Source organism: Vannielia litorea, assembly GCF_900142295.1.
Taxonomy (GTDB): Bacteria; Pseudomonadota; Alphaproteobacteria; order Rhodobacterales; family Rhodobacteraceae; genus Vannielia; species Vannielia litorea.
In genome coordinates, this window is sequence record NZ_FSRL01000001.1 from 1,359,135 (window position 1) to 1,385,047 (window position 25,913).

At 65.7% G+C, this 25,913-nt stretch carries 27 protein-coding genes; 15 read left to right on the forward strand and 12 right to left on the reverse strand.

Annotated elements, in window-relative coordinates; all coding sequences use genetic code 11:
- Positions 1–9: 9 nt before the first annotated feature.
- Both ctaA and BUR94_RS06790 read left to right on the forward strand, forming a co-directional pair.
- Positions 10–1,161 (forward strand): heme A synthase, encoded by a 1,152-nt coding sequence (gene ctaA, locus BUR94_RS06785; RefSeq protein WP_074255461.1) that lies wholly within the window; start codon positions 10–12, stop codon positions 1,159–1,161.
- A gap of 1 nt (position 1,162) precedes the next feature.
- Positions 1,163–2,635 carry a carboxypeptidase M32 gene (locus tag BUR94_RS06790; RefSeq protein WP_074255462.1) on the forward strand — a complete coding sequence of 491 codons (1,473 nt, stop codon included), beginning with the start codon at positions 1,163–1,165 and terminating at the stop codon, positions 2,633–2,635.
- A gap of 7 nt (positions 2,636–2,642) precedes the next feature.
- Here BUR94_RS06790 and BUR94_RS06795 read toward each other — a convergent pair whose 3' ends face one another.
- Complete coding sequence (locus BUR94_RS06795) at positions 2,643–3,077, reverse strand: hypothetical protein (protein WP_074255463.1); 435 nt, start codon at positions 3,075–3,077, stop codon at positions 2,643–2,645.
- Positions 3,078–3,223: 146 nt separating this feature from the next.
- Positions 3,224–4,015: an enoyl-CoA hydratase gene (locus tag BUR94_RS06800; protein WP_074255464.1), complete on the reverse strand. Its 792-nt coding sequence runs from the start codon at positions 4,013–4,015 to the stop codon at positions 3,224–3,226.
- 79 nt (positions 4,016–4,094) lie between these two features.
- Here BUR94_RS06800 and BUR94_RS06805 point away from each other — a divergent pair, with 79 nt between their 5' ends.
- From BUR94_RS06805 to BUR94_RS06835, 7 genes are all read left to right on the forward strand, one after another.
- On the forward strand, positions 4,095–4,538 hold the full coding sequence (locus BUR94_RS06805; RefSeq protein ID WP_245794392.1) for a PaaI family thioesterase: 444 nt from the start codon (positions 4,095–4,097) through the stop codon (positions 4,536–4,538).
- Between the two features lie 140 nt (positions 4,539–4,678).
- Complete coding sequence (gene rplM / locus BUR94_RS06810; RefSeq protein ID WP_074255466.1) at positions 4,679–5,137, forward strand: 50S ribosomal protein L13; 459 nt, start codon at positions 4,679–4,681, stop codon at positions 5,135–5,137.
- 5 nt (positions 5,138–5,142) lie between these two features.
- On the forward strand, positions 5,143–5,631 hold the full coding sequence (rpsI, locus tag BUR94_RS06815) for a 30S ribosomal protein S9 (RefSeq protein ID WP_074255467.1): 489 nt from the start codon (positions 5,143–5,145) through the stop codon (positions 5,629–5,631).
- Between the two features lie 109 nt (positions 5,632–5,740).
- The gene (locus BUR94_RS06820; RefSeq protein WP_074255468.1) at positions 5,741–6,181 is read left to right on the forward strand and encodes a type VI secretion system tube protein Hcp; all 441 of its coding nucleotides are present in this window, start codon (positions 5,741–5,743) and stop codon (positions 6,179–6,181) included.
- Positions 6,182–6,397: 216 nt separating this feature from the next.
- The gene (locus BUR94_RS06825) at positions 6,398–7,270 is read left to right on the forward strand and encodes an ABC transporter permease (protein WP_074255469.1); all 873 of its coding nucleotides are present in this window, start codon (positions 6,398–6,400) and stop codon (positions 7,268–7,270) included.
- Positions 7,267–8,094 (forward strand): ABC transporter permease, encoded by an 828-nt coding sequence (locus BUR94_RS06830; RefSeq protein ID WP_074255470.1) that lies wholly within the window; start codon positions 7,267–7,269, stop codon positions 8,092–8,094. Before BUR94_RS06825 ends, BUR94_RS06830 begins: the two co-directional genes overlap by 4 nt.
- 2 nt (positions 8,095–8,096) lie before the next feature.
- Positions 8,097–9,185 (forward strand): ABC transporter ATP-binding protein, encoded by a 1,089-nt coding sequence (locus tag BUR94_RS06835; protein ID WP_074255471.1) that lies wholly within the window; start codon positions 8,097–8,099, stop codon positions 9,183–9,185.
- Positions 9,186–9,225: 40 nt separating this feature from the next.
- On the opposite strand, the gene BUR94_RS06840 is transcribed toward BUR94_RS06835, so the two are convergent.
- From BUR94_RS06840 to BUR94_RS21030, 3 genes are read right to left on the reverse strand one after another with little or no spacing between them, the layout of a single operon-like run.
- On the reverse strand, positions 9,226–10,158 hold the full coding sequence (locus tag BUR94_RS06840; RefSeq protein ID WP_074255472.1) for a site-specific tyrosine recombinase XerD: 933 nt from the start codon (positions 10,156–10,158) through the stop codon (positions 9,226–9,228).
- Between the two features lie 6 nt (positions 10,159–10,164).
- Entirely contained in the window at positions 10,165–11,691 is a 1,527-nt protein-coding gene (locus tag BUR94_RS06845) for a hypothetical protein (RefSeq protein WP_074255473.1), read from the reverse strand.
- A gap of 20 nt (positions 11,692–11,711) precedes the next feature.
- Positions 11,712–11,846: a hypothetical protein gene (locus BUR94_RS21030; RefSeq protein WP_281249199.1), complete on the reverse strand. Its 135-nt coding sequence runs from the start codon at positions 11,844–11,846 to the stop codon at positions 11,712–11,714.
- An 85-nt stretch (positions 11,847–11,931) separates the two neighbouring features.
- On the opposite strand from BUR94_RS21030, the gene BUR94_RS06850 reads away from it, so the two are divergent.
- The 3 genes from BUR94_RS06850 (at position 11,932) to BUR94_RS06860 (ending at position 14,417) form a co-directional block, all read left to right on the forward strand.
- The gene (locus BUR94_RS06850; protein ID WP_074255474.1) at positions 11,932–12,522 is read left to right on the forward strand and encodes a shikimate kinase; all 591 of its coding nucleotides are present in this window, start codon (positions 11,932–11,934) and stop codon (positions 12,520–12,522) included.
- Between the two features lie 18 nt (positions 12,523–12,540).
- On the forward strand, positions 12,541–13,653 hold the full coding sequence (gene aroB / locus BUR94_RS06855) for a 3-dehydroquinate synthase (protein WP_074255475.1): 1,113 nt from the start codon (positions 12,541–12,543) through the stop codon (positions 13,651–13,653).
- A gap of 221 nt (positions 13,654–13,874) precedes the next feature.
- On the forward strand, positions 13,875–14,417 hold the full coding sequence (locus BUR94_RS06860) for a hypothetical protein (protein WP_139301236.1): 543 nt from the start codon (positions 13,875–13,877) through the stop codon (positions 14,415–14,417).
- 58 nt (positions 14,418–14,475) lie between these two features.
- Here the strand turns inward: BUR94_RS06860 and ssb are convergent, their stop codons facing one another.
- Positions 14,476–14,988: a single-stranded DNA-binding protein gene (ssb, locus tag BUR94_RS06865; protein WP_074255477.1), complete on the reverse strand. Its 513-nt coding sequence runs from the start codon at positions 14,986–14,988 to the stop codon at positions 14,476–14,478.
- A gap of 189 nt (positions 14,989–15,177) precedes the next feature.
- Here ssb and BUR94_RS06870 point away from each other — a divergent pair, with 189 nt between their 5' ends.
- Together BUR94_RS06870 and BUR94_RS06875 are read left to right on the forward strand one after the other, a co-directional pair.
- Positions 15,178–15,762 carry a lytic transglycosylase domain-containing protein gene (locus BUR94_RS06870; protein WP_074255478.1) on the forward strand — a complete coding sequence of 195 codons (585 nt, stop codon included), beginning with the start codon at positions 15,178–15,180 and terminating at the stop codon, positions 15,760–15,762.
- Positions 15,763–15,772: 10 nt separating this feature from the next.
- Complete coding sequence (locus BUR94_RS06875; protein ID WP_074255479.1) at positions 15,773–16,219, forward strand: hypothetical protein; 447 nt, start codon at positions 15,773–15,775, stop codon at positions 16,217–16,219.
- 63 nt (positions 16,220–16,282) lie between these two features.
- Here the strand turns inward: BUR94_RS06875 and BUR94_RS06880 are convergent, their stop codons facing one another.
- The 6 genes from BUR94_RS06880 to miaA all read right to left on the reverse strand — a co-directional run bounded on the left by BUR94_RS06880 (position 16,283) and on the right by miaA (position 25,006).
- On the reverse strand, positions 16,283–18,367 hold the full coding sequence (locus BUR94_RS06880; protein WP_245794394.1) for a dipeptide ABC transporter ATP-binding protein: 2,085 nt from the start codon (positions 18,365–18,367) through the stop codon (positions 16,283–16,285).
- A gap of 201 nt (positions 18,368–18,568) precedes the next feature.
- A complete protein-coding gene (locus tag BUR94_RS06885) occupies positions 18,569–19,984 on the reverse strand; it encodes an ABC transporter permease (RefSeq protein ID WP_074255480.1) in 1,416 nt (471 codons plus the stop codon).
- A 13-nt stretch (positions 19,985–19,997) separates the two neighbouring features.
- Positions 19,998–21,044: an ABC transporter permease gene (locus BUR94_RS06890; RefSeq protein WP_074255481.1), complete on the reverse strand. Its 1,047-nt coding sequence runs from the start codon at positions 21,042–21,044 to the stop codon at positions 19,998–20,000.
- Positions 21,045–21,139: 95 nt separating this feature from the next.
- Complete coding sequence (locus tag BUR94_RS06895) at positions 21,140–22,789, reverse strand: ABC transporter substrate-binding protein (RefSeq protein ID WP_074255482.1); 1,650 nt, start codon at positions 22,787–22,789, stop codon at positions 21,140–21,142.
- Positions 22,790–23,099: 310 nt separating this feature from the next.
- Positions 23,100–23,939, reverse strand: a complete 840-nt coding sequence (locus BUR94_RS06900; protein ID WP_245794396.1) for a helix-turn-helix domain-containing protein — start codon at positions 23,937–23,939, stop codon at positions 23,100–23,102.
- A 197-nt stretch (positions 23,940–24,136) separates the two neighbouring features.
- Positions 24,137–25,006 (reverse strand): tRNA (adenosine(37)-N6)-dimethylallyltransferase MiaA, encoded by an 870-nt coding sequence (miaA, locus tag BUR94_RS06905; RefSeq protein WP_074255483.1) that lies wholly within the window; start codon positions 25,004–25,006, stop codon positions 24,137–24,139.
- Between the two features lie 85 nt (positions 25,007–25,091).
- On the opposite strand from miaA, the gene pyrH reads away from it, so the two are divergent.
- A complete protein-coding gene (gene pyrH / locus BUR94_RS06910) occupies positions 25,092–25,829 on the forward strand; it encodes a UMP kinase (RefSeq protein ID WP_074255484.1) in 738 nt (245 codons plus the stop codon).
- The last annotated feature ends 84 nt before the right edge of the window (positions 25,830–25,913 follow it).

Consider the following 25,913-nt stretch of genomic DNA (forward strand, 5'->3'; position numbering starts at 1 on the left):
GGAGCCAGCATGGCCGGAAAACGCAGCATCTTCGAAGAGGTCGGCGAAGGCGAGACGCCTCGCAATGCGCCCCGCGAGACCGGGGTGATCGACAGGGGCAGCCGCTCCGGTGCCCGTCTCGCCATTCGCGGCTGGCTGGTCGTGCTCTTCGCGATGGTCTTCGTGATGATCCTCCTGGGCGGCCTGACCCGCCTCACCGACAGCGGCCTCTCGATCACCGAGTGGAACGTGGTCAAGGGCGCGATCCCGCCCCTCAACGAGGCCGACTGGCAACTCGCCTTCGACAAGTACAAGACGATCCCCGAGTACGAGTTGCAGAACAAGGGCATGTCGCTCGCCGAGTTCAAGACGATCTACTGGTGGGAGTGGGGCCACCGGCAGCTGGGCCGCCTGATCGGCCTCGTCTGGGCGATTGGCTACCTGTATTTCCTGCTGCGGGGTCAAATTCCCACCGGCTGGAAGACCCGCCTGCTCATCCCCGGCGTTCTGGGCGGCATCCAAGGCTCCATCGGCTGGTGGATGGTCCACTCCGGCCTTTCCGGCGAGATGACCGATGTTGCTTCCTACCGCCTCGCCACCCACCTCGGCCTGGCCTTCGCCATCCTTGGCCTGCTGAGCTGGTACATCCTGCTGCTGTCGCGCCCCGAACGCGAGATCATGCAGGCCCGCCGGTCCCGCGAACGCCGCATCTGGGGCTTGGGAACAGGCCTCATGCACTTCGCCTTCCTGCAAATCCTCATCGGTGCGCTGGTGGCGGGCCTCGACGCGGGCCGCAACTACATCGACTGGCCACTGATGGCCGGAGGCTTCACCCCGCCGGGCATGTGGGAAATCACGCCCTGGTGGCGCAACCTCTTCGAGAACGACGGCACCGTGCAGTTCATCCACCGCATCGTCGCTTACGCCCTCTTTGCCTTCGGCCTGTTCGCCTGGGTCCGGTCGCGGCGCTCGGCCTTTGGCGCCACCCGGCGCGCCTTCGACTGGGCCATGGTGCTGCTCTTCGGACAGGTGGTCCTGGGCATTGTCACCGTGATGCACTCCGCGCCCTGGCACATCGCCATCACCCACCAGGCGCTCGGCGTGGCGCTCTGGGTCACCCTCATCCGCGCCCGCTTCCTTGCGGGCTACCCCAAGGCCGGAACGCTCCGGGAAGGACTATGACATGACCGCATTCAACGACCTCATGGCCTACACCCGTGAAACCGAGGCGCTCGGGCAGGTCATGGGCCGCCTCGGCTGGGACCAGGAAACCATGATGCCGCGTGGTGCGGCCGAGCAGCGCGGAGACGAGATGGCCGCGCTCTCCGGCGTGCTCCACGCCCGCCGGACCGACCCTCGCGTCGGCGACTGGCTCGAGGCGGCGCAGGCCACCGACCCCGCCGGAGAAGCCGCCCTGCGCCTCATCCGCCGCAGCTTCGAGCGCACCACTAAGGTGCCCGCCCGCCTCGCCGCCGCGCTGGCCAAGACCACCTCGATCGCCCAGGGAAAATGGGCCGAGGCACGGAAGGCGCAGGACGTGGCTGCCTTCGTGCCGGTGCTCGACGAGGTGCTGAAGCTCAAGCGCGAGGAGGCCGCGGCGCTGGCCTCCGGCGGCGACCTCTACGATGCGCTGCTCGACGATTACGAACCTGGCGCCCGTGCCGCCGACCTAGAGGCCATGTTCGGCGCACTCCGCCCCCGCCTTGTGGCCCTCCGCGAGGCCGTCCTGGGCTCTGCGCACCAGCCCGCCGAACTCACCGGCACCTATGCCGAGACGATCCAGCTCGAGCTGTCGGCAAAACTCGCCGCAGCCTTCGGCTACGACTTCACCCGCGGCCGGATCGACAAGGCCGTCCACCCCTTCTCCTCCGGCTCGGGCAGCGACGTGCGCATCACCACGCGGGTGGCTGAGGACGATCCGTTCAACTGCTTCTATTCCACGATCCACGAGGTCGGCCACGCCTGCTACGAACAGGGGATCAGCCCGAGCTACGCGCTGACTCCGATGGGGCAGGGGGTTTCGATGGGGGTCCACGAGAGCCAGAGCCGGATCTATGAGAACCAGCTGGGTCGCTCCCGCGCCTTCACCGGTTGGCTCTTCAGCCAGATGCAGGAGGCCTTCGGCGGGGCAGGGGCGGCGGATGCCGATGCCTTTTACGCCACCGTCAACAAGGTCAAACCCGGCTATATCCGCACCGAGGCCGACGAGGTGCAATACAACCTCCACGTCCTGCTGCGCTTTGACCTCGAGCGCGACCTGGTGTCCGGCCAGCTGGAAGCGGCAGACCTCGAAGAGGCATGGAACACACGATTCGAACGCGACTTCGGCTATCCGGTCGACAAGCCTTCCAACGGCTGCCTGCAGGATGTGCACTGGTCCGTGGGCCTCTTCGGCTACTTCCCGACCTACAGCCTGGGCAACGTCTATGCCGGCTGCCTGAACAAGGCGCTGCGAGAGAGCGTCCTGGGCGTGGATGCCGCACTGGCCTCGGGCGATGCCACACCCGCCACCGCCTGGCTTAAGGAAAACCTCCAGCAACACGGCGGGCTGCGCACTCCGCGTGAGACGATCAGACACGCCTGCGGCTTCGAGCCCTCCGAAGCGCCACTGCTCGACTACCTCGAGGCCAAGTTCGGCGCGATCTACAAGCTCTGAGCCTCGCTCACCAGTAGGTTGGCGGGCTTGCCACCAGCGGGGCCGATCCGCCGGCGGCGGCAAGGTCTGCCTCGCCGTCGGTCACACCCTGCGACTGAAAGTGCCGCTGCACCGCCGAAGGCGGCGTCGTGGGGTTGTTGGGGTTGTGCTGCGGTGTGACCCCGAGCTCCTTGCCGGTGTTGTAGAGCCAAGTCATCGTACGGAGCTGCCAGGCCGGGTAGGTGCCGTTGCCCACCCACGCCCGGCTGAGAAAGTAGTGTTCTGCGGCGGCCATCACCTCCGGGTCGGAATGGATCAGGTAGATCGGATAGGTGCCTTTCCCGTTGCGGACCTTGTAGAGATCCTGCCGGAGCTGGTCGTATCGGGCGGTGGTGGGCGTGGTGGAAGCGCGGTAGCTCTCCCACATCGAGATGTAGGCCTGGACTTCTGCTTGGGTCGCCATGATGGACTCCTCGAAAATACGATCTGGTCAGTGAAATCAGGCGCGCCCCCGTAATCGCGGGTCGCCTCTTCGGGATAGGCTCGAGGCGGGGAGACCGGAAGCACCCGGCCCTGCAACTAACGCTTTATTCACGCCTGGGGCTTAGATCAGTCCTGCCAGTCGGGGCGGCGCTTTTCGATGAAGGCGTTGATCCCCTCGTCGGTATCGCGCCACAGCATGTTCTCGACCATCACGGCGGAGGCATGGGCATAGGCCTCGGCGGTGGTGAGGGGGAGCTGGTCGTAGAACGCCCGCTTGCCGATCTTGACGGCGGCGGTGAGCTTGGCGGCCACCGTGGCGGCCAGGGCGCGGGTTTCGGCCTCGAGATCCGCTTCGGGCACCACACGGTTCACCAGCCCAACCTCGCGGGCCCGGTCGGCCTCGATGAACGCGCCGGTGCTCAGCATCTCGAAGGCCACTTTGGGGGCCACGTTGCGGGAGAGCGCCACCATGGGCGTGGAGCAGAAAAGGCCGATGTTGACCCCGTTCACGCCAAACCGCGTGCCCTCTGCCGCGACCGCCATGTCGCAACTTGCCACCAACTGGCAGCCGGCGGCGGTGGCGATGCCATGGACCTGGGCAATCACCGGCTGCGGCAGCCGCTGCAGCCCCATCATCACCGCGGAGCAGCGTGCGAAGAGATCTTCGAAGTATGCACGGCCCCTGTCGTCTGCCTGCCGTCCGGCCTGCATCTCCTTCAGGTCGTGCCCGGCGCAAAACACCTTGCCGGCCCCCTTCAGGATCACGGCCCGAACGGATCCGTCACCTTCGAGGGCGGCGATCTCGGCGGTCAGTGCATCCAGCAGCTCGTCCGACAGCGCATTGAGCGCGCCCGGCCTGTTCAGCGTCAGTTCCGCAACGTTCTCCCGGTCCACCCGGGTGAGTACCGGCTCGGTCATCTTGCCATTCCTCCCATTGCCGGAAACTCTGGGCCGCAGACCGGCGGGACGCAAGGGGCCCGCAGACAGGGGAGGGGACATGCTCGACAAGACAGTAATGGACGCGGCCGCACTTGAGCACTTCATCGACACCGAGTTTGCCCAGGTCAAGGGCGAGTTCATGGTCGAGGAGATCACCGCGGATGGCGTCGTGGTCCGGCTTCTGACCTCCGCCAAGCACCTGCGCCCCGGCGGCACGATCTCCGGCCCTGCGATGTTCGGCCTTGCGGACGTCGGGATGTATTTCGCCATCCTCTCCCGGATCGGTCCGGTGGCCCTGACCGTAACCACCAACTGCTCGATCGACTTCATGCGCAAGCCGGAGGCCGGGCGCGACCTGATCTGCGAAACCCGGCTGCTGAAACTGGGGCGCACGCTGGCCGTGGGGGAGTGCCACCTGCGCTCGGAAGGGCGCACGGAGGTGGTGGCCCGCGCCAGCCTGACCTACGCAATCCCGCCGAAACGGCCGGAAAATATGGGGTAAAATAATACCTTTATTGCAAGCCATTGATGTTATGGCGGTTTTCGGAGATCACCCCTCTTGACTGGCCGCGACGAATGCTTAGAACGGCGCAATCGAATGCCAAGGGAGCCTGAGCGGGCACCCACCAAGAGGAACGACCGATGAAAACCTTTTCTGCCACTCCGGCGGACATCGACAAGAAATGGATCCTGATCGACGCCGAGGGCGTGGTTCTGGGCCGTCTTGCCTCGATCGTCGCCATGCGCCTTCGCGGCAAGCACAAAGCCACCTTCACCCCCTCCCAGGACATGGGTGACAACGTCATCATCATCAACGCCGACAAGGTGCAGATGACGGGCAAGAAGCGCGAAGAGAAGTTCTACTGGCACACCGGCCACCCCGGCGGGATCAAGAGCCGCACCAAGGCCCAGATCCTCGAGGGGGCCCACCCCGAGCGCGTCGTGACCCAGGCGGTCAAGCGCATGCTCCCGGGTAACCGCCTGAGCCGCCAGCAGATGACCAACCTGCGCGTCTATGCCGGCGCCGAGCACCCCCACGAGGCCCAGAGCCCCGAGGTGCTGGACGTTAAATCCATGAACAAGAAGAACACGAGGGTCTGAATCAGATGGCTGACCAGGTGAATTCGCTCGAAGAGCTGGGCACGGTCGCTGAAGGCAGCGCTCCCGTGACCGAAGAGATCGTCAACCGTGGCCCCGTCCGCGACGAGCTGGGCCGTGCCTATGCCACCGGCAAACGGAAGGATGCGGTCGCCCGCGTCTGGATCAAGCCGGGCTCCGGCAAGGTCATCGTGAACGGCAAGGACCAGGACCAGTACTTTGCCCGTCCGGTGCTGCAACTCATCCTTCGCCAGCCCTTCCAGGTTGCTGGCGTCGAGGGCGAGTTCGACGTGCACGCCACCGTCAAGGGCGGCGGCCTGACCGGACAGGCCGGTGCGGTGAAGCACGGAATTTCCAAGGCCCTGCAGCTCTACGAGCCCTCGCTCCGTGGTGCACTCAAGGCGGCCGGCTTCCTCACCCGCGACAGCCGCGTGGTCGAGCGCAAGAAGTACGGCAAGCCGAAGGCGCGCAAGAGCTTCCAGTTCTCCAAGCGCTGAGGCTGGTTTCTGTCGACCGAGAGGGGCGTCCATCAAGGGCGCCCTTTTTGTTTGGCGAGTCGACGGCTGGCCAGTAAGCTCCGGGCAGGTCAACCAGGGAGGGTCATGGATGCCCCCGGCCACGGACGAGCCCGTGAAAAGGTTCTATCTCGAGAACGCCTGGCCAACGGCCGCGGGAGCCCGCTATGGCGGCACCTACAGCGTGGCGCAGGTACAGCACAGGACTGCGGCGTCAGGCAAGGAAGAGCACCACTTCACCATCACGTTGCAGGATGCGCCAATTGCATCCGTCTCGGGTGTAGTCGAGCTTGGTGCCCCGGTTCAGCGGCAGTCCGCGACGGAGGAGGTGGCCTTCTGCTTCCAGAAGATCATCTGGACCAACGCCAGGGCGGCGCGTGCCGAGACGATGCTGCTTCCCCGGATCGGGCAACGCTTCCGGCTTCTCCTGAACGGCCGGACCAGGCTCGAAGGGACGCTGAAGGCGGCCCGCAGCCTCGGGGCAGGCGGGGAGCTGTGCGAGGTCCTGATCTCCGACGCCCGGCGGCACTGACGCAGCATGATCCAACGGACCCATTGACAGGGCCGCACCCCTGACCTATATCTGAGGTGATCTCCTGGGGCGTGTTTCGTTGGAAGCGCGCCCCATTTGATTCTCTCCCCACGTCATCCAATTCATTTCTGCGCCGCCGCAAATCTCCCCTTGAGCGTGCCCGCATTTCGCATAACGTTGCCAAGACGTTGACGCACCATCGCGGGGGACAGGCGATTGAGCGCAGGCCACGGGCTGAGCGAGAAGCAAAAGGGGTTGCTGCTGGCCGCGCCGCCGGGGCTCTATGCCATCCTGCTGCTGGCGGTCCCGCTGGGTGCAGTGGTCCTCTTGTCGTTCTGGAGCCAGGACTTTCTGACGCTGGACCGGACCTTCACCCTCAAGAACTACCGCGAGGCCTTCTCCGAGCCGCTCTACATGCTGCTGCTGGGCCGGTCGCTGATGATCTCAGCTGCCGTCACCATCGCCACCGTGGTTCTGGCCTTTCCGATCGCCTATTTCGTGTCGTTTCACGTGCGGCCCGAGCGCAAGTCGCTCTGGATCTTTCTCATCACCATCCCGTTCTGGACCAGCTACCTGATCCGGGTGTTCCTGTGGAAGGTGATCCTGGGCTACAACGGCGTCTTCAACTCGGCGCTCCTCGGGATGGGCTTCATCGACGAACCGCTGACCTTCATCCTCTACAATGCCAACGCGGTGGTCATCACGCTGGCCCACGCCTTCGCGCCCTTCGCGATCCTGCCGATCTTCGTGGCGCTCGAAAAGATCGACCGCTCGCTGCTGGAGGCCTCCCGTGACCTTGGCGAGGGCACCGTGCGCACCTTCACCCGCGTCACCCTGCCGCTGGCCATGCCCGGCGTGGTGGCGGCCATCCTCATCGTCTTCATTCCCACGATCGGCGACTATGTGACCCCCGACCTGGTGGGCGGCCCGAACGGGCTGATGATCGCAAACATGATCCAGACCCAGTTTCTCAAACTCAACAACGCACCCATGGGCGCAGCGCTCGCGGTGATCGCGATGGTCTCGGTCTCGATCATCTCGCTGCTGATCGTGCTGGTCACGATGCGGTGGAGCCGGAGGGGCGCATGAGCGGCTGGCTCTCCAAGCGTGGCGGGTGGCTGGCTGTCTATGCCGTGGCCTATCTCGTGTTCCTCTACGCCCCAATCTTCCTGCTGCCGATGTTCGCCTTCAACGACAGCACGGTCATCGCCTTTCCGCTGAAAGGCTTCACGACGGAGTGGTTCAGCGGGCTCACCGGCGTGCCAGCACTGACCGGCGCGGTGAAGACCTCGCTGCTCATAGCCGTCACGTCCGCTTTGCTGGCAACGACCCTCGGGCTCTGCGCGGCCCGTGCCGGCGTGCGGTACAGGTTTCCCGGGAAGGGACCAATTCTCGGGCTCATCATGGTGCCGCTGGTATTGCCCGAGATCATCGTGGGGGTTTCGCTGCTCGTCGTGATCGTTTCAATCCTCGGCCTGCCGCTCTCGTCCTGGACGGTGATCCTTGGCCATACGCTCATCTGCACGCCCTTTGCCGTGGCGATCCTCAACGCCTCCTACCAGTCGCTCGACACGTCGCTCGAGGAGGCCGCCATCGACCTCGGTGAGACCCCCGCCAGCACCTTCCGGCTCATCACCCTGCCGCTCATCATGCCGGGTATCATCGCCTCGCTCCTGATCTCCTTCACCATCTCGCTCGACGAGTTCATCATCGCATTCTTCCTCACCGGTGCGGAGCCCACCCTGCCTGTCTACATCTGGTCGCAACTGCGGTTTCCGCAAAAGCTGCCAATCGTCATGGCACTGGGTACGATCCTGGTGGCGGCCTCCATCGTGATGCTCACCATCGCCGAAATCATGCGCCGCCGCGGCCTCCGCAAGGCGGGCAAGGAAGATCACGGAGGGTTCCTCTGACCATGACACCACTCATTTCGCTCTCGGGCATCCACAAGAGCTACGGCGACGTCGAGGTGTTGAAGGGCATCGAGGCCGAGATCGGGGAGGGCGAGTTCTTTTCGCTGCTCGGGCCCTCGGGCTGTGGCAAGACGACCCTGCTGCGCATCATCGCGGGCTTCGAGACACCCACCAGCGGCGGCCTCAGGATCGACGGCCGCGACATGAGCAAGGTGCCCGCCAACGAGCGGCCCACCAACATGGTGTTCCAGTCCTACGCCGTCTTCCCGCATCTCAGCGTGGCCCAGAACGTGGGCTTTGGCCTGCGGCGCTCGGGCCTGTCGAAGGCGGAGAAGGGAAAGAAGATCGAGGAGGCCCTCGGCATGGTCGGCCTTGCCGGGCTCGGCGGCCGCGCGGCACACGCGCTTTCGGGCGGACAGAGACAGCGGGTGGCGCTCGCGCGTGCGCTGATCCTGGAGCCCAAGGTGCTCTTGCTCGACGAACCGCTCTCGGCACTCGACAAGAAGCTCCGCGAGCAGATGCAGGGCGAGCTTCGGAGGCTGCAACGTCAGGTCGGCATCACCTTTATCCTGGTCACCCATGATCAGGAGGAGGCGCTCATCATGTCCGACCGCATCGCGGTGATGTTCGACGGCCAGATCGCGCAACTCGCCGCCCCGCAGGAACTCTACAGCCGCCCGCTGACGCGCCGCGTGGGAGATTTCATCGGGGTGATGAACTTTCTCCCCGCCGAGGGGCGGCTTGAAGAGGGGCGAGACATCGTGCTCGACGTCGCGGGCCTCGGACGCACATTGATCGACCAGAAGCAATGCCCGGCCGGTTTTGTCAACGGCTCCGGATCGGTCGGGGTGCGGCCCGAGAGCCTCCAGGTGCTGTTCGACGGCGAGCAGGCAAAGGGAGAGGTCGCCAACGGGCAAGTCGCCGAAGTAATTTATTACGGCGACATGACCTACTACCAGATCGCCTTGCCCGATGCGCCCGGAACACTGACGGTTTCAATGAAAAACCGGTTCGGGCGGCCTGTTCTCGAACGCGGCTCACCGGCGCGGTTGGAGTGGGATGCCTCTTCGCTGATCTACTTCCCGGGCTGACCTGACGCCCGCACATCCTGCCGCCAATGACCGAATGCAATCAGTCTCGGGCGAGCGGATGGTGCTCGAGCACCAAAGCCTTCAGGCGCTCCTCCAGAACGTGGGTGTAGATCTCCGTCGTCGAGATATCGGCGTGGCCGAGCAGCACCTGGATCGACCGCAGATCGGCTCCGCCGGCGAGCAGATGGGTGGCAAAGGCATGGCGCAGCCGGTGCGGGGTCACCCGTGACGGCATGACACCCGCCGCCACCGCGATTTCCTTGATGAGCACATAAAAGCGGTGCCGTGTGAGGTGGCCTTCCTTCGATGAGGACGGAAAGAGGAATCGAGAAGGAGCCACACCGCGCTCGAGTCTGGCCTTCTCCTGCGCGGCGTCCAGGGCCAAGAGCCAATCGGCCAGGGCTTCGCGGGCAGGAGGCGAGAGAGGAACCATCCGCTCCTTGCCGCCCTTGCCGCGCACGAGCAGCATTCGCGGGTCGCCCCGTGCCGCCTGGATCGGCAGGGAGACCAGCTCTGACACGCGCATGCCGGTGGCGTAGAGCAGCTGCATCAGGCAGGCATTGCGCAGCCGGTCGTCGCCACGGCCGGTTTCGGGCGCTGCGTTGAGAAGGCGTTCGACCTCCTCGGGAGAGAGCGTCTTCGGGAGCGCCTTCGACCGGCCCGGGCCCTTGATCTGGAGCGCGGGGTTGTCGGCCCGCAGTCCCTCCTCGAACGCGAAGCGATAAAGCTGCTTGATCGCCGACAGCCTGCGCGCACGGGTGGATTTGGCCAGCCCCTGTGCCTCGCAATCCACGAGATAGGCCTCGATGCTGCTTCGATCGGCCTTGGCCACGCTGTGGCCTGTCCGATCAAGAAACTCCGCAAAATCAGTGAGATCGCGCCCATAGGCCAGTTGCGTGTTCCGCGCGGCGTCCAGTTCGGCAGCCTGGGCCGAAAGAAAGGCGCTGATCCAGTGTTGGGCGGTCGGCTCCACCGCGCCTCAGCCTCGCCGGTCGAGCAGCATGAGTTGAAGCGCGTATCGGCGGGCAACGTCCTCAAGCCGCACGCTGCGGAGGAAGGCGATCGCGTTGGTCACATCGTCGAGGTCGCCTCCAGCCCCGTTCTCGAGCACGCTCATCGACAACAGGATCGCCTCGCCGATCCGACCGTCGGCGAGCGGGCGGGAGAGAGTCTCGGGCAGTGTGCCGGTTGTGAACCCCTCGGTGATCGCCTCGGCCAGCACCCCCGGGGCCTTGGCCTCCTCCGGAAGACCCCGGGCGAGCGCAACGAGAAAGGCATCCATCTCACCAGGCGGTGGCGGCTGGGTCAGTGCAAGCCGCTCGTAGGCATCGGTCAGTAGACCGACCCTGAAAGCGAGCGCGGCGCTCTGACCGCTGAGAACGATATCTTCAAGCCGCGGTCCGAACAGCGCGGCAAACGGCAGTTCGAGATGCGCAGATTGTGCCTCCGCCCAGGCTTCGGGCAGCAGGCTTGCAACGCGCGATGGGTCGGCCTCCGTTACGGCAGCGTCAAGGGCCTGCATGACCTCGACACGTTCCCAGACCCCACCCGAGGCCGCAGGTTTCTGCTCCGACCAGATCTCCAGCAGGCGGTCTGGTGCCAGGCTTCCGACCCGGGCCAGCCGCTCCGCCGCGCCGATGCGGGCGCGCCAGCCGGCGGTTTCGCGCAGGTCGGCGTGGGCGAAGGCCAGCGGCAGTTGCGCGGTGGGCACCGGCTCGCCGATCGCTTCAAGCATGCGGTAGACCAAGGGTGACGGGCGCTCCGGCGCGGGCAGGGGCTCTGCGCCATCGGCCAGTTCGGGCTCGAGGAAGCGGGCGAGCAAGGCGTCCTCCTCCTCGCTCAGGTGCCCGAGGGCCTTGGCCGTATCGAGCGTGAGCGCGGCGGCCTGCCAATCACCCGTTCGTGCAAGGCAGAAGATCCGGGTGCTGTAACTCGGCGAAATGCCCGGGGTGGCCCGGAGTTGATGGCAGCCCGCGTCCTCTCGGCCCTGCAGCAGGGCCACATCGAAGGCGCGCTGAAAGATCGCCGGCGCCTTGGAACCCGTGCGCTTCAGCATCTCGGCCGCCTCGTCCACCGCGCCACGTGCGAGCAGAGCGTCGATTCGGGCCTGGAACAGAAACCCCTCGGGCCCGGCGCCGATCGGCGGGTCGAGTTCGGTCAGCAGGAGAAGGCGGATCAGGTCCTGCTGGGCGGGAAGCGGCTCGATGGGGAGGGTGGCGATCAGCCGCCTCAGCTTGTCCAGTTCGGAGCCGCCCCAGAGATTGCCGGGAAACCCGGATTCGCGCCGTCCGATCAGCCCGATCCCATCCGGGCTAGGCGCGCCGAGCGGTGTGACTGTTACAGATTCGATCCCGGCCGAGTTGGCGACGGGTGGCTCGTTCGAAGGGGCAACCGCCACCACGGGCGTCGCCAGGCTGTCGGACAGCCAGTCGATGGAGGAGATCGGTGCGTCCTGGCCGTGCACCGCCGCTCCGAGGCTCATCACCCCGGTGGCTACGCACCCCATCAACACCCCTCGCTTCATCGTCAATCCACGTCGAGCTCTACCGGCTCGCGTACCTCTTGCATGTCCGGGCTGAGATCGCCCAGGTAGGCAAACCCTACCAGCCCGATGAAGCCAAGCACCAGCAATACCACAATGAGTTTGAGAATCCGGACCATATGCCCTGCTGTCCTGCCCTTGTTTTTTCTGCCTCATTCCCCCGCTGGCGCGATTATATATGGCAATCCGCCCGAGTTCACGCCATTGAGGGCGACAAAATTTTTTGACCGGCAGGAAGGCGCCAAGGGCTTGGCAGAGCGGCTGAAGAAGACGGTTGCCCTCGTGGGGATGATGGGATCGGGCAAGACGGCGGTGGGCACGGCGCTCGCAAGACGCCTCGGTGTGCCCTTTCTCGACAGCGATGCCGCCATCGTCGAGGCCGCCAACATGAGCATCGCCGAGATCTTCGAGCGCGACGGCGAGGCGTTCTTTCGGGCGCGCGAGTCGGAGGTTCTTGCGCGGCTGCTGGAGGGCCGGGTCGGTATCCTCTCGACCGGGGGCGGGGCCTATCTTTCGGCCGCCAATCGCGAGCTCATCCACCGAAAGGGCGTGGCGCTGTGGCTTAAGGCCGATACCGAGCTGCTCTGGAACCGGGTGAAGCACAAGTCAACCCGGCCGCTCCTGCGCACCGCCGATCCGCGGGCCACGCTTGAAGACCTGGTCGCCCGCCGCGAACCCTCCTACGCGCTGGCTGAACTGACCGCCCTGGCCCAACCGGAGTACTCCATCGCCGAGATGGTCGAGGTGGTTGTGGATGTGCTCAAGCAACGTGAAGATGTTCTGGCAAGTGTCTGAGAACCGGGAGATAACCAGATGACCGATACCGTTCAGGTCGCCCTGCCGGGGCGCGAGTACGACGTGCGGATCGGGGAAGGGCTCATTGCGCGCGCGGGCGAAGAGATCGCGCCCTTGCTGGCGCGCAAGCGCGTGGCCGTGGTGACCGATGTGCATGTCGCCGACGCCCATCTGGCAAGTCTCGAAACGGGACTGCGGCAGGCCGGGGTCGAGCCGGTCTCCCTGGTGCTGCCGGCGGGGGAGGCGACCAAGAGCTGGGAGCAGCTCGGTCGCACGGTAGAGTGTCTCATTGCCCAGAAGGTCGAGCGGCGCGACGTCGTGGTTGCCCTCGGCGGAGGCGTGATCGGCGATCTGGCGGGCTTCGCGGCAGCCGTCCTGCGGCGGGGCGTCCGCTTTGTGCAGGTTCCGACCTCGCTGCTCGCGCAGGTCGACAGCTCCGTGGGTGGCAAGACCGGCATCAACTCGCCGCTCGGCAAGAACCTCGTGGGCGCGTTTCACCAACCTTCGCTGGTGCTGGCCGATATCCTTGCCCTCGACAGCCTGACCCAGAGGGATTTTCTGGCCGGCTATGGCGAAGTGCAGAAATACGGGCTGCTGGGCGATGCGCAATTCTTTGAATGGCTTGAGAAAAACGGCCCCGCCCTTGCTGCCGGAGACCGAGCGGCGCGGGCCTACGCGGTGCGCCGCTCGGTGGAGATGAAGGCGGAGATCGTGCTGCGGGACGAGACCGAGCAGGGCGATCGGGCGCTGCTGAACCTCGGTCATACCTTCTGTCACGCGCTCGAAGCCGCCACGGGCTACTCCGACCGGCTCCTTCACGGTGAGGGCGTTGCCATCGGCTGTGCGCTCGCCTTCGAACTCTCGGCGCGTCTCGGGCTCTGTGCGCAAGAGGCCCCGAGCAGGGTGCGGGCGCATCTGGCCGCGATGGGCATGAAGAAGGACCTGGCCGACATCGAGGGCAATCTGCCCTCCGCCGGGGCCCTGCTCGACCTGATGGGGCAGGACAAGAAGGTGGTGGACGGCAAGCTGCGCTTCATCCTTGCGCGGGGCATCGGCGAGGCCTTCGTGACCTCGGACGTGCCGCGGGACGTTGTTCTCAAGGTGCTCGGGGACGCGCTCGACGCCAGATAGCGCTTGACCGGGCGTTTCCGCAGCGTCACTTTCGGACCCATATTTTTCAGCCGTCTCAAGACCGCGCCAATTTTTGGCGCCGCATTTTCTTATCCATAGATCATCGGGAGGCCATTCTCATGCCCAATCCAACAACCCTTGTCGGCAAGTTCATTGACTACCGTGTCCCGGATGGCGGGGCCCTCTTGCCCGCCGATGAGGCCCATATGCACCACGGATTCTTGCGGGGAAAGAGCACCATTGTGGCGGCCAACGTCTATTCTGCGGCTGTCGGCGGTGCGCCGACCTCGATCTGGAATTTTCGCTTTTTGCAGTATGTGCAGGGCGCGGTCACCAACTGCCGCTTCGATCAACCGGTTCTGACCGGTCCGCTCTCGGGCTGCTGGTGCTTTACCTACATGCGCGGCGCTCAAAGGCGGGTGGCCCATGTGGGAACGCTTGTGTCGCCCGACTCAGCGGAGTCCATCAAGGTAAAGAAGGCCTGGTCCAGCCGGATCGCCAAGAACCCGGCCGACCCGAACACCGGGATCACCCAGGTGATGGGCAACAACGCCGCCCAGGTCATGGGCGATGCCGAAACCCACGTGCTCCATGGCCAGATCGGCGGAAGCCCCTATGACATCAAGGTCTGCGCTTACTTCGAGAACAACCAGGCCTGGTCCATCCTGACCTGCCGGGAAGGCGGGCGAACCAAGATCGTGAAGGCCAAGCCGATGCCTCTGGTCACCTGGCAACGCGCTCAGCAGGTGCTGACCTTCGCTTGAGTGCTCATAGGGTTTCGGGCGCGGCCAGCCGCGCCCGGTGCCTCGCAGCAGGGCCGTGTCAGAACGGGATTTCGTCGTCGATGTCGCCGGCCGGAGCACGGCCGCCGCCACCACCGGACCCGCCACCGTAGTCGCGATCGTCATAGCCGCCACGGTCGTCGTAGCCGCCGCCGGAGGAAGACCCTCCACCGTAGCCACCACCACCGCCGCCGCCTTCGCTGCGACCGTCGAGCATGGTCAGCGTGCCGTCGTAGCCTTGCAGCACCACCTCGGTAGAGTAGCGATCCTGTCCGCTCTGGTCTTGCCATTTGCGGGTTTGCAGCTTGCCCTCGATGTAGACCTTGGAGCCCTTCTTGAGGTACTGCTCCGCGATCCGCACGAGACCTTCCTGGAAGATCGCCACAGAATGCCACTCGGTGCGCTCCTTGCGCTCGCCGGTGTTGCGATCCTTCCAGGTCTCGGAGGTGGCAATGCGCAGGTTGCACACCTTGCCGCCATTCTGGAATGTGCGGACCTCGGGATCGCGACCCAGATTGCCAATCAGGATCACCTTGTTCACGGAACCGGCCATGGCACGGACCTCCCCATATCTTGTGGCTCGAATCTTTCGCTGACGCTACACCACCTGAACATGGTTAAAAACCGGTTTACGGTGCCCCGGGCGCTTGTGCGCAAATGCGGGGTGGAAGACCGGTCGATTTCGACTAGAATGCCGGGAGCGAAATGGCCCGAGGGCCAGTGAACAACGGGACCGAGGGGCATGAAGAGAACAGTTGCGGCGGTGGTCTGCCTGTGTCTGGCAACGCCTGTGGTGGGTGAATCCTTTTCATCGAAGTCACGCAAGAAGCTCTTTCTCAACCAGACCAAGCTGCTCGATAGCCGTGCGGCGAGCCAATATGCCGCTTCGGTGCGGCTCCAGCCGCCGACGGTCAATACGCCCTCCAAGCATGACGATCAGGGGCCGCGGTTCAACGGCTCCTACAAGGGTGTCTACCTTCCGATGGCGAGGGCGGCCGCGCAGAAGCACGGCGTGCCGGAAGACCTGTTTCTGCGGCTGGTGCAGCAGGAAAGCGGATGGAAGCCCGCGGCCAAGAGCCACAAGGGCGCGATCGGGCTGGCCCAGCTCATGCCGTTCACGGCGGCCAAGATGGGCGTGGACCCGCATGACCCCAAGCAGAACCTCGACGGCGGCGCCAAGTACCTGCGGCTGATGTACGACCGCTACAAGAGTTGGCGCCTTGCGCTGGCGGCCTATAACGCCGGGCCGGGCGCGGTGGACAAGTACGGGGGCGTGCCGCCGTACCGGGAAACCAAGAACTACGTCAAAGTGATCTGGGGCTCCTGAGCCTGTCTCGATGAAAAGATCGCTTATCATCATCCTGTCCGTGGTGGTCCTTGCCGGCGTCGGCAGCCTTGGGTGGCTGGGGTATCGGGGCATTTCCGGCCTGTTCTCGGTTTTCACCGAGGTCGATGACCCGGTGATCTCGATGCACGCGGCGATGGCCGATAACCGCGATGACGAGGCCTACGGCTACCTGGCGCAGGACCTTCAGGCGAAGGTCGGCCCGGAGGAGTTCGAGCGCGAGTTCCGTGCCCAGCAGATCTGGGGCGATGACGGCACCTTCTCTTTCACCAGCCGCAACATCAGCGGCAAACTGGCGCGGATCAAGGGCAGCTATACCCGCGCAGACGGCTCGGTGCTGCCGGTTTTCGTGGAGCTGGTCCACGAACGCGAGCAATGGAAGATCTCGCGCTTCCACTTCGGCTCGCCGCCGCCGGGACAGGAGGAGTGGGAGATCTGACCGCGGTCAGAAGCGCTCCCTGGTTATTCTTGCGTTAACACGCCGCCCGACGCAGAGGGCCGTTCATTCCGCCGCCATCGTGATCACCGGCTCCATGCCCTGAAGTTCCTCGTCGGAGAGGTGGCATTTGATCTGGTGGCCCTCGGCCATTGTCCGCATCGGCGGCACTTCGCGTTCGCAGAGCCCGCCCGGCACCTTGTCTTTCCAGTGGCAGCGGGTCTGGAACGGGCAGCCGGAGGGCGGGTTCATGGCGGAGGGAATGTCGCCCTCCAGCACGATATGTTTTTTCTTCACCCGCGTGTCGGCAATGGGCACGGCCGAGAGCAGGGCCTCGGTATAGGGGTGATAGGGCGGCGAGAACACCTGGTTGGTCTCGCCGATCTCGACGACATGGCCGAGATACATCACCATCACCCGGTCTGACAGGTAGCGCACGATCGAGAGGTCGTGGCTGATGAACAGGAGTGTTGTCTTCTCTTCGCGTTGAATTTCCATTAACAGGTCGGTCACGGCAGCCTGCACGCTCACGTCCAGCGCCGAAACCGGCTCATCCGCAACCACGATCTTGGCCCCGCCCGCGAAGGCTCGGGCGATCCCGACCCGTTGCTTCTGGCCGCCCGATAGCTGGCGTGGCATGCGCTCTGCGAAGGCGCGGGGGAGCTTTACGAGGTCGAGCAATTCGAGCATTCGCGCCTCGCGCTCGCGGTCGTTCTGTCCGATACGGAAGATCTCGAGCGCGCGGATGATCTGGCGCCCAACGGTCATCGAGGGGTTGAGCGTGTCGAAGGGGTTCTGGAACACCATCTGCACGGAGGACACGGTATCGGGGTTGCGGGCCTCGATGGGGGTGTCCTGGATGTCCTGGTTGAAGAGCAGGATCTGGCCTTCGGTCGCCGTCTCGAGCCCCATCAGCACCTTGGCGAAGGTAGATTTGCCGCAGCCGGATTCGCCAACGATGGCAAGGGTTTCGGACTCGCGGGCCTCGAAGGTGAGGGTTTCGTTGGCCTTGACCACGCGAGTGTCGCCGCCGCCGAAAAGGGCGTTGGATGCGACCTCGTAGTACTTCTTGAGGTGGTCCATCTTAAGCACCACATCGCCGGGCTCGGACTTCTTGTGGGTGGTCTCGGCGACCACCGGGGCGTTCCAGTCGATCTCCTCGAAGCGCAGGCAGCGGGTGGCGTGGCGGTCGTTGCCCGCCACGTCGAACATGGGAATGCTGCCCTGGTCGCAGCGGCCCGCCTCGAAGTAGTCGCAGCGGGGGCCGAAGTTACAGCCCTGCGGGCGCTCGTGGGGCAGGGGGAAGTTGCCGGGAATGGCCTTGAGGGGCCTTGCGTTCTTGTCGGCTCCGGGCAGCGGGATGGAGCGGAAGAGGGCCTGGGTGTAGGGGTGCTGCATCTGGTCGAAGACGTCTTCGATGGAGCCCCGCTCGACGGCCTCGCCGGAGTACATGACGCAGAGGCGGTCGCAGGTTTCGAGCACCAGGCCGAGGTTGTGGGAGATGAACAGCATCGAGGTGCCGTATTTCTTGCCGAGATCCTTCACCAGATCGACCACGGCGGCCTCGACGGTCACGTCGAGGGCGGTGGTGGGCTCGTCGAGGATCAGCAGAGAAGGCTTTGACATCAAGGCCATGGCGATGACGATGCGCTGTTGCTGGCCGCCGGAGAGCTGGTGCGGGAAGCTCTTCAGCATCCGTTCGGGGTCGGGGAGCTTGACGTCGGTGACCACTTCGAGCGCGCGCTGCCAGGCCTCCTTCTCGCCGATGCCCTCGTGGATCATCGGCACTTCCATAAGTTGCTTGCCGATCCGCATTGCGGGGTTCAGCGAGGCCATAGGCTCTTGATAAATCATGGCAATTTCCTTGCCACGGATGTCGCGCAGGCGCTCGTCACTCATCTGGCCGAGGTCTTCGCCCTTGAACTTGATCGAGCCGCCGACGACCCGGCCGTTGACGCCAAGATCCTGCATCACGCCCAGCGCCACGGTGCTCTTGCCGCAGCCGGATTCTCCAACCAATCCAAGGGCTTCGCCCGGCATCACCTTGGCGGAGAAGTCCATGACGGCGGGGATCTCCCGGAGCCGGGTGAAGAAGGAGATGGAGAGCTTGTCGATCTCCAGGATGGGCCCGTCATAATTTTTTTCAGCCAAGGGGGCCTCCGGCGTTAAGTGGTTTTGAGGACACAGGCACAACCGATACACAACCCATGCACAACCCATATGCATGTCTTTTGACATAGGCCGCGCGGGTTAACCCGGCGGGCGCAGGGGGTTGACGGCGCCCAGAGGGTTGGCGGGAGATCCTCGGGTCAGGCCCGAGGATGACGGCGGAAGGGACGGCGGGCAGGCGCATCAATCCTTCAGGCTCTCTTCGCGCAACCCGTCGGCCAGCAGGTTGAGGCCGAGCACGAGGCTCATCAGGGCCAGCGCGGGAGCGAGGGCCGGGTGGGGGTAGATCGACAGCAGCTTGCGGCCGGAGTTGATGGTGGTGCCCCAGTCCGGGCTGTCGGGCGGCAGGCCGAGGCCGAAGAAGCCGAGCGTGCCGAGCAGGATGGTGGTGTAGCCGATGCGCAGGCAGAAATCGACGATCAGCGGCCCGCGGGCGTTGGGCAGGATCTCCCAGAGCATGATGTACCAGGGGCCCTCGCCGCGGGTCTGGGCGGCGGCCACGTAGTCGCGGGTCTTGATGTCGAGCGCGAGGCCCCGGACGATCCGGAAGACGGTGGGCGAGTTCACGAAGACCACCGAGACAAAGACCACGAGGATGTTGCCCGGCATCGAGATGAGGCCGAAGGGATCGGCGTTCCAGGCCACGCCGAGGTAGATGTAGCCGCCGATCAGCACCGAGGCGCCGATGTAGAGGTTTCGCTTGGTCGGGTCGGTGAAGTAGCGCGAGTTGAAGAGCACCACGAGGAAGATGATGGGGAAGAGGAAGAGCACGCCGGCCATGTAGCGCGGCAGGCCGGACTGGACGATCTCGGGGGTGACCAGCAGGTAGAAGAGCAGGATCACCGGGAAGGCGAGGATGAGGTTGGCGAGGAAGCTCAGGAAGGTGTCGAGCTTGCCGCCGTAGAAGCCCGCGGGCAGGCCGAGGGTGATGCCGACCATGAAGGCGAAGATGGTGGCGAAGGGGGCGATCTTCATCACTTCCCAGCTGCCGGCGACCATGCGCGAGAAGACATCACGGGCCAGGGTGTCGCCGCCCAGCAGATACCACTCCAGCCCGGCGGTGCCCTCGGGCGTGGGCGTGCCCGGCACCTTGTTCTTCAGGCCCGAGACGGCGGTGAGCGGATCGTGGGTGAGGATCATCTGGTGAAAGATCGCGGTGAAGACCCAGAACAGCACGACGCCGAAGCCGATCATGCCGACGGTGGAGTCGAAGAGCTTGCCGTAGAGCCCGAGCCTCCGCTTGAAGAGGATCGAGAGGGTGAAGACGGCGGCCATGGCGATCCAGACCGGGATCAGCCGGGCCGAGACATGGCCGATGATGCCCTTGGCGCCGCCGGGCAGCAGCATGCCCACCAGCAGGTAGCCCACCACGCAGGCCAGCGCGACGTAGAGCGCGCCCAGGGTGACGAAGCCGATGTAGTCCATCGGCGTGCGGGTTCGCACCGCCGTACCGTCGTGCTGGATCATCAGCTCGCCCGACTTCATGCCGAAGAGGCCGAGCAGGAATTGCAGCAGGAAGGCGGCGGCCAGCACCGCCGCGGCGGTGAGGAAGATCGGGTTGAGGAAGCCGAGGCTGCCGGTCCAGGTAAGGGGTTCCATGTGCTTTTCTCCCTTACGAAATGCGGATGCGCGGGTTGAGGTAGACATATCCGATGTCGGATATGAGCTGGGTGATCAGCACCACCAGTACCGAGACCACCGAGACCCCGAGCAGCAGGTCGATGTCGTTGTTGCCGGCCGCCTGCACCAGCGCCCAGCCGAAGCCCTTGTAGTTGAAGAGGCTCTCCACGATCACCACGCCGTTCAGCAGCCAGGGGAACTGCAGCATGATGACGGTGAAGGGGGCGATGAGCGCGTTGCGCAGCGCGTGCTTCATCACGATGTTGGGAAAGCTCACCCCCTTCAGCCGGGCGGTGCGGATGTATTGCGCGGTCATCACCTCGGCCATCGAGGCGCGGGTCATCCGGGCGATGTAGCCCATGCCGTAGAGCGCGATCGTCAGCACCGGGAGGAAGAAGTTCTCGAAGGTGGCGCCGTCCATGGCGGAGGTGGCGGTGCCTTTGAACCATTTCAGCCCGACGGCGGAGGAGGCGAAGATGGCGATCAGGATCACGCCCGAGACGTATTCGGGCATCGCGGTGGTGGCGATGGAGACGGTGGAGAGGGTCCGGTCGGTGCGGGAGCCCTCGCGCATGCCGGCGAGCACGCCGAGCAGCAGGGCGGAGGGCACCATCAGCACCATGACCCAGAGCATGAGCTTGGCGGTCAGCCCGAGCCGGGTTCCGATGATGCTGGCCACGGAATCGCGGAAGACGGTGCTCTCGCCCCAGTAGCCCTGGAGGATGCCGCAGAAGGTGGGGGACTCGGCGGGTGTTTCGGCCAGTTCGGCGCAGCGGCCGGCGACCACCTCGCCGTTCTCCTCGCGGGTCCAGCCCGGCACGACGCCGAGCCATTCGCCATAGCGGACGACCATGGGTTGCCCGAAGCCGTTCTTCTCGAGCCAGCCCTGAACCTCGGTGTCCGACATCCGCGAGTTGCCCTGGAACTTGGCGAGCTTCTCGAGATTGCTGTCGAGGTTGGTCAGGTAGAACACGATGAAACTGAGGCAGAGGGCCGTCAGGATCATCGTCCCGATGCGACGTAGGAGAAATCTTCCCATGGGTGGTCCCTGTCTGGCCGCGCGGGGTTATTGATTTTGGGTGTGCGCGGCTTGGATGGGCGGACGGGGCCGGAACCGGCCCCGTCCGGATGGCATCAGGCCTGTTCGATCCACCACTTGTAGTGATGCATCTCGAAGGTCGGGTGCATCTCGGTGTTGTGGACGGTGGGCTTGTAGTGGCGGAAGAGCGAGCGCCAGTAGGGCTGGATGACCACGCCCTCGTCGAGCATGATCTGCTCGAGCTTGGCCATGACCTCCGAGCGCTTCTCGGCGTTGTCGATCGACATGGCCTCGGCCAGGAGGTTGTCGAACTCCTCGTTGGCGAAGGCGGCCTCGTTCCAGGCCACGCCGGACTTGTAGGCCAGCGCGAGGATCTGGACACCGAGGGGGCGCATGTTCCACTCGGTGGCCGACCAGGGGTAGGCGAGCCAGTCGTTCCAGAAGGTCGAGCCGGGCAGGATGGTGCGCTTGACGTTGATGCCCGCGTCGCGGCACTGGGCGGCCACGGCATCGCAGGTGGCGGACTGCCATTCGTCGTCGATCGAGATCAGCTCGAACTCGGTGTCGGCGTGGCCGGCGGCCGTGAGCATCTCCATCGCCGCCGCCGGATCGGGCGCGGGCGTGTCGATCTTGGCGTATTCCGGGTGGATCGGGCAGACATGGTGGTTTTCGGCCACCGTGCCGAGGCCGGAGTAGCCCAGCTCGAGCACCACCGCGTTATCGACCGCGCGCTGCAGCGCCTTGCGGACATCGGCGTTGTCGTAAGGGGCGTTGGACTGGTTGAAGCGCACGCAGAGCGTGGCCGCCGTGACCGCCTCGGACTTGGTGAAGCCGATGCCGTCGAGCACGTCGATGAACTCGCCGGTGGACTGGTAGGTCATGTCGACCTCGTCGGCGTCCATCGCGGCCATCCAGGCGGCCATGTCGGTGCCGAAGTCGATGAACTCGATGGTGTCGAGATAGGCCTCGCCGCCCCACCAGTTGTGGTCGGTGTTCTTGACCAGGGTCTGCTTGACGCCCACTTCGTTGTCGCCGGGCAGGAAGGGCCCGGTGCCGATCGGGTTCTCGGCCGGATCGCCGCCGTCGTAGCTCTGGTGCACGATCGCGGCCGGGTAGTCGGCCATGCCGGGCACGATGGTGATGTCGGGCGCGGAGCAGACGAGCTTGACGGTCAGATCATCGACCTTGGTGATCGCGCCGTCGCGGGCCATGCCCTTCTCGTCGTCGATCAGCGAGGCCATGCGGGAGGCCATCGAGTTGCCCTCGACGCCCTTCTCGCACCAGCGGTTGAAGTTGAACACCACGTCGTCGGCGGTGAAGGGGTCGCCGTTGTTCCAGGTCACGCCGGGGCGGACCTTGAGGGTGTATTCGGTGGCGTCGTCATTGGCCTCCCAGCTCTCCAGCAGGCGGCCTTCAAAGGTGCCGTCCTTGTTGTACTGGACGAGATACTCGAGCCAGCCGCGGGAGAAGTTGGCCATCTGGGACCAGTCGAAGTTGCGCGGGTCCTTCAGCGCCTTGGTTTCCATCTGCACGCGCAAGGTGCCGCCCATCTGGGGTTCCATGGCGTGGCTCTCGGCCTTCGCGGGCGCGGCGCCGATCAGGCTGTAGGCGCCGGCGGCGGTCACGCCGAGCGCGGTGGCGCGGGTCAGGAACTCGCGGCGGTCGAGTTTGCCCTCGAGATGCTCTTGGGCATACATCCGGGCCGCGTCGTGCACCGGCCGAGCGGTTTGGGGGGTGTGCGTCATCTTGTTCTCCCTGTGACACATGGCTTGGCGGCCCCTTGGTGGCGGCCTTTCTTGTCGTTGCCGGGGAGGCGCGGATGCCGCATGGGCTGCGGCGATGCGGGAGCGCGATGGCTCGAAAGCAGCTCCCCCCCTGATAACGCAATGAGGCCTGAGCCTCGGGCTCGCGTCAACGTCGCTTTCCGCCATAGCATGTAACAAATACGACATGGGTGCGAGCCAAAAACGACATCTCCGGCCGAATGCGTCGGAAACGGTCGGTCTTGACCTTAGGGCAGGATTTCAACCACTTGCCGGGCGGGCCGCAGGGGGCTCAGGCCCGCCGTGTGCTGCGAAAGCCCGAAGGGGTCAGCCCGGTGCGCTCGTGAAACAGGCGCGAGAAGTAGGCCGAGGAGCGGTAGCCCAGCATCTCGGCCACCCGGCGCACCGGCATGTCGGTCTCCACCAGCAGGCGTCGGGCCTCGTAGCCCAGCCGGTCGGCGAGGATGGCCGAGGCGGGGCGGCCGCAGGTGGCGCGGCAGGCGCGGCTGAGGTGGGTGGAGGTGACGCCAAGCCCCTCGGCATAGTCCGAGACCGACTGGCCGGTATAGAGCCCGCGCTCGATGGCATCGGTGTAGCGGCGGGCGAGGCGGCGCGCGGCGCTGTCGGCCACCGCATCCTGCGCGCCGGCGTGCTGGCGCTCGATCCAGACCGAGAGCAGCCCGCCCTGATGGGTCAGGGCCTTGTCGCGGGCCGGGCGGCTGCCGTCGATCTCGCGCTGCATGGTTTCGAGAAGGGTGGTGATCTCGCCCTGCGCCAGCGCGTCGCGCACCCGGAGGTGGCAGGGCTCGGCGGGCAGGTCGATGCCGGACTCCTCGCTGAAGAAGACGGCGGTGCCGTAGACCTGCGCAGTGACCTCGAAGCCGAACATGGTGCGCGGCGGGATGAAGATGGCGTTGTGGGCACCGTAGCCGCGGGTGGTGCCGGCGACGGTGATCCGGCCCTGGCCGCGGGTGAACCACAGCATCAGCGGCATGCGGTAGCTGCGCATCGCCTCGGTGCGCCACTTGCCGCCCGAGGCCAGGCGGGCCAGCGGCACAAGCTCGATGGGCGCCTTGGGCGTGGCGGGCGTCAGGGGGCCGGTGACCGGGCGCGAGGTGGGGCGGGGCATCATGGTGGCGGCAGTTTCCCGACAGGCGAACGCGGCGCAGAGTGGCGGGGCGGCGCGGGGCGATCAAGGGGGCAGTTCGGGGCGATGCAGGAAAACCGCACATCGCCCGACGTGCCGCTCGACCGGGCATCGCGGGGCGGGGATGCAGGCTCTGTGGCACATCTCGGGGCAGCGGAGGGCAGGGCCGCCGCATGTGGTGCTCAGAGGGCTGCGCCGGGCACGATTTGCCAGTCCTTCATCCGCGACCGGAACCAGCTGCGCTGCCGTTTGGCATATTGCCGTGTTGAAATTTTGGCACGTTCGGTGGCGTCGGCGAGGGGTATCTCGCCGCGCAGATGGGCGATCAGCTCGGGCGCGCCGATGGCCTTGGCGGAGGGCAGGGCCGGGGACCAGCCTGAGAGATTCGCCCGCGCCTCCTCCAGTGCGCCGGCCTCGATCATCAGCTCGAAGCGGCGGGCGATGCGGGGGGTGAGCCAGTCTTTCGGGGCATCGACAAGAAAGGGCTGGGCCGAGGACAGCGGCAGCAGGGGCGGCGGGGTATCCTCCTGCCAGCGCCAGAGCGGCTTGCCGGTGGCGGCCTGCACCTCGAAGGCGCGCTGCACCCGCGCGCGGTTGGCGCAGTCGATCCGGGCCTTCTGGGGCTCGTCCAGCGCGGCCAGCAGGGCGGCGAGCGGCAGGGCATCGGCCTCGGCGCGCACCTCGGGTGGCACCTCGGGGATCACCGCCAGCCCCTCGGTGAGCGCGGTAAAATAGAGCCCGGTGCCGCCCACGAGGATCGGGCGGGAGCCGGAGGCGAGCCGCGGCACCACCTCGCGCAGCCAGTGGCCGACGGAATAGGCCCTGTCGCCGGGCACGTGGCCGTAGAGCGCGTGGGGGGCTGCGGCCTCCTCCGCGGTGGAGGGGCGGGCGGTGAGCACGCGCCAGTTGGCAAAGACCTGAAGGGCATCGGCATTGACGATGCAGCCGCCGGACCGGCTGGCGATCTCGAGCGCGAGCGCCGATTTTCCGCTTGCTGTCGGCCCGGCGATGAGCACCGGGCGCTCCGCGTCGAGCGATTTCCAGTCGATCATGCCTTGTGCCGATATCCGCCGTTGAACCCGCCTGCAAATTCCGACATTTTGCGCCGCAGTTGCAAGAGACCCCGGGGAGAGCGTGATGATGGATGCAGGCGGAGACGGGGCAGGGACCAAGTATCGCAGGGTTCTTCTGAAGATCTCGGGCGAGGCGCTGATGGGCGACCAGGGCTTTGGCCTGCACCCGCCCACGGTGGAGCGCATCGCCCGCGAGGTGAAGAGCGTGGCCGATCTGGGCGTCGAGATCTGCATGGTGATCGGGGGCGGCAACATCTTTCGCGGCCTCGCCGGCGCGGCGCAGGGTATGGAGCGGACCACGGCCGATTACATGGGCATGCTCGCCACGGTGATGAACGCGCTGGCGATGCAGGGCGCGCTGGAGAGCCTGGGCATTCATACGCGGGTGATCAGCGCGATCCCGATGGACCAGGTCTGCGAGCCCTACATCCGCCGCCGCGCGGTGCGCCACCTGGAGAAGAAGCGGGTGTGCATCTTTGCCGCCGGCACCGGCAACCCCTATTTCACCACCGATACCGCGGCGACGCTGCGGGCCAACGAGATGGCCTGCGAGGCGATCTTCAAGGGCACCAAGGTGGACGGGATCTATGACATGGACCCCAAGCTGCACCCCGAGGCCAAGCGCTATGACCGGGTGAGCTATGACGAGGTGCTGATGAAGAACCTCAAGGTGATGGATGCGAGTGCGATTGCGCTGGCGCGCGACAACAACCTGCCGATCATCGTGTTCAGCCTCGACGAACCGGGCGGGTTCACGAGCATCCTGGCGGGCGAGGGCACCTGCACCGTGGTGAAGGGGTAGGGCGTTCGATTGGCGGGGCGCAGGCCCCCGGGGCGTTTGAATTGTGCCGCGCGCTGGCTTAGAAGCGCGGGCAGACTGAGGAGA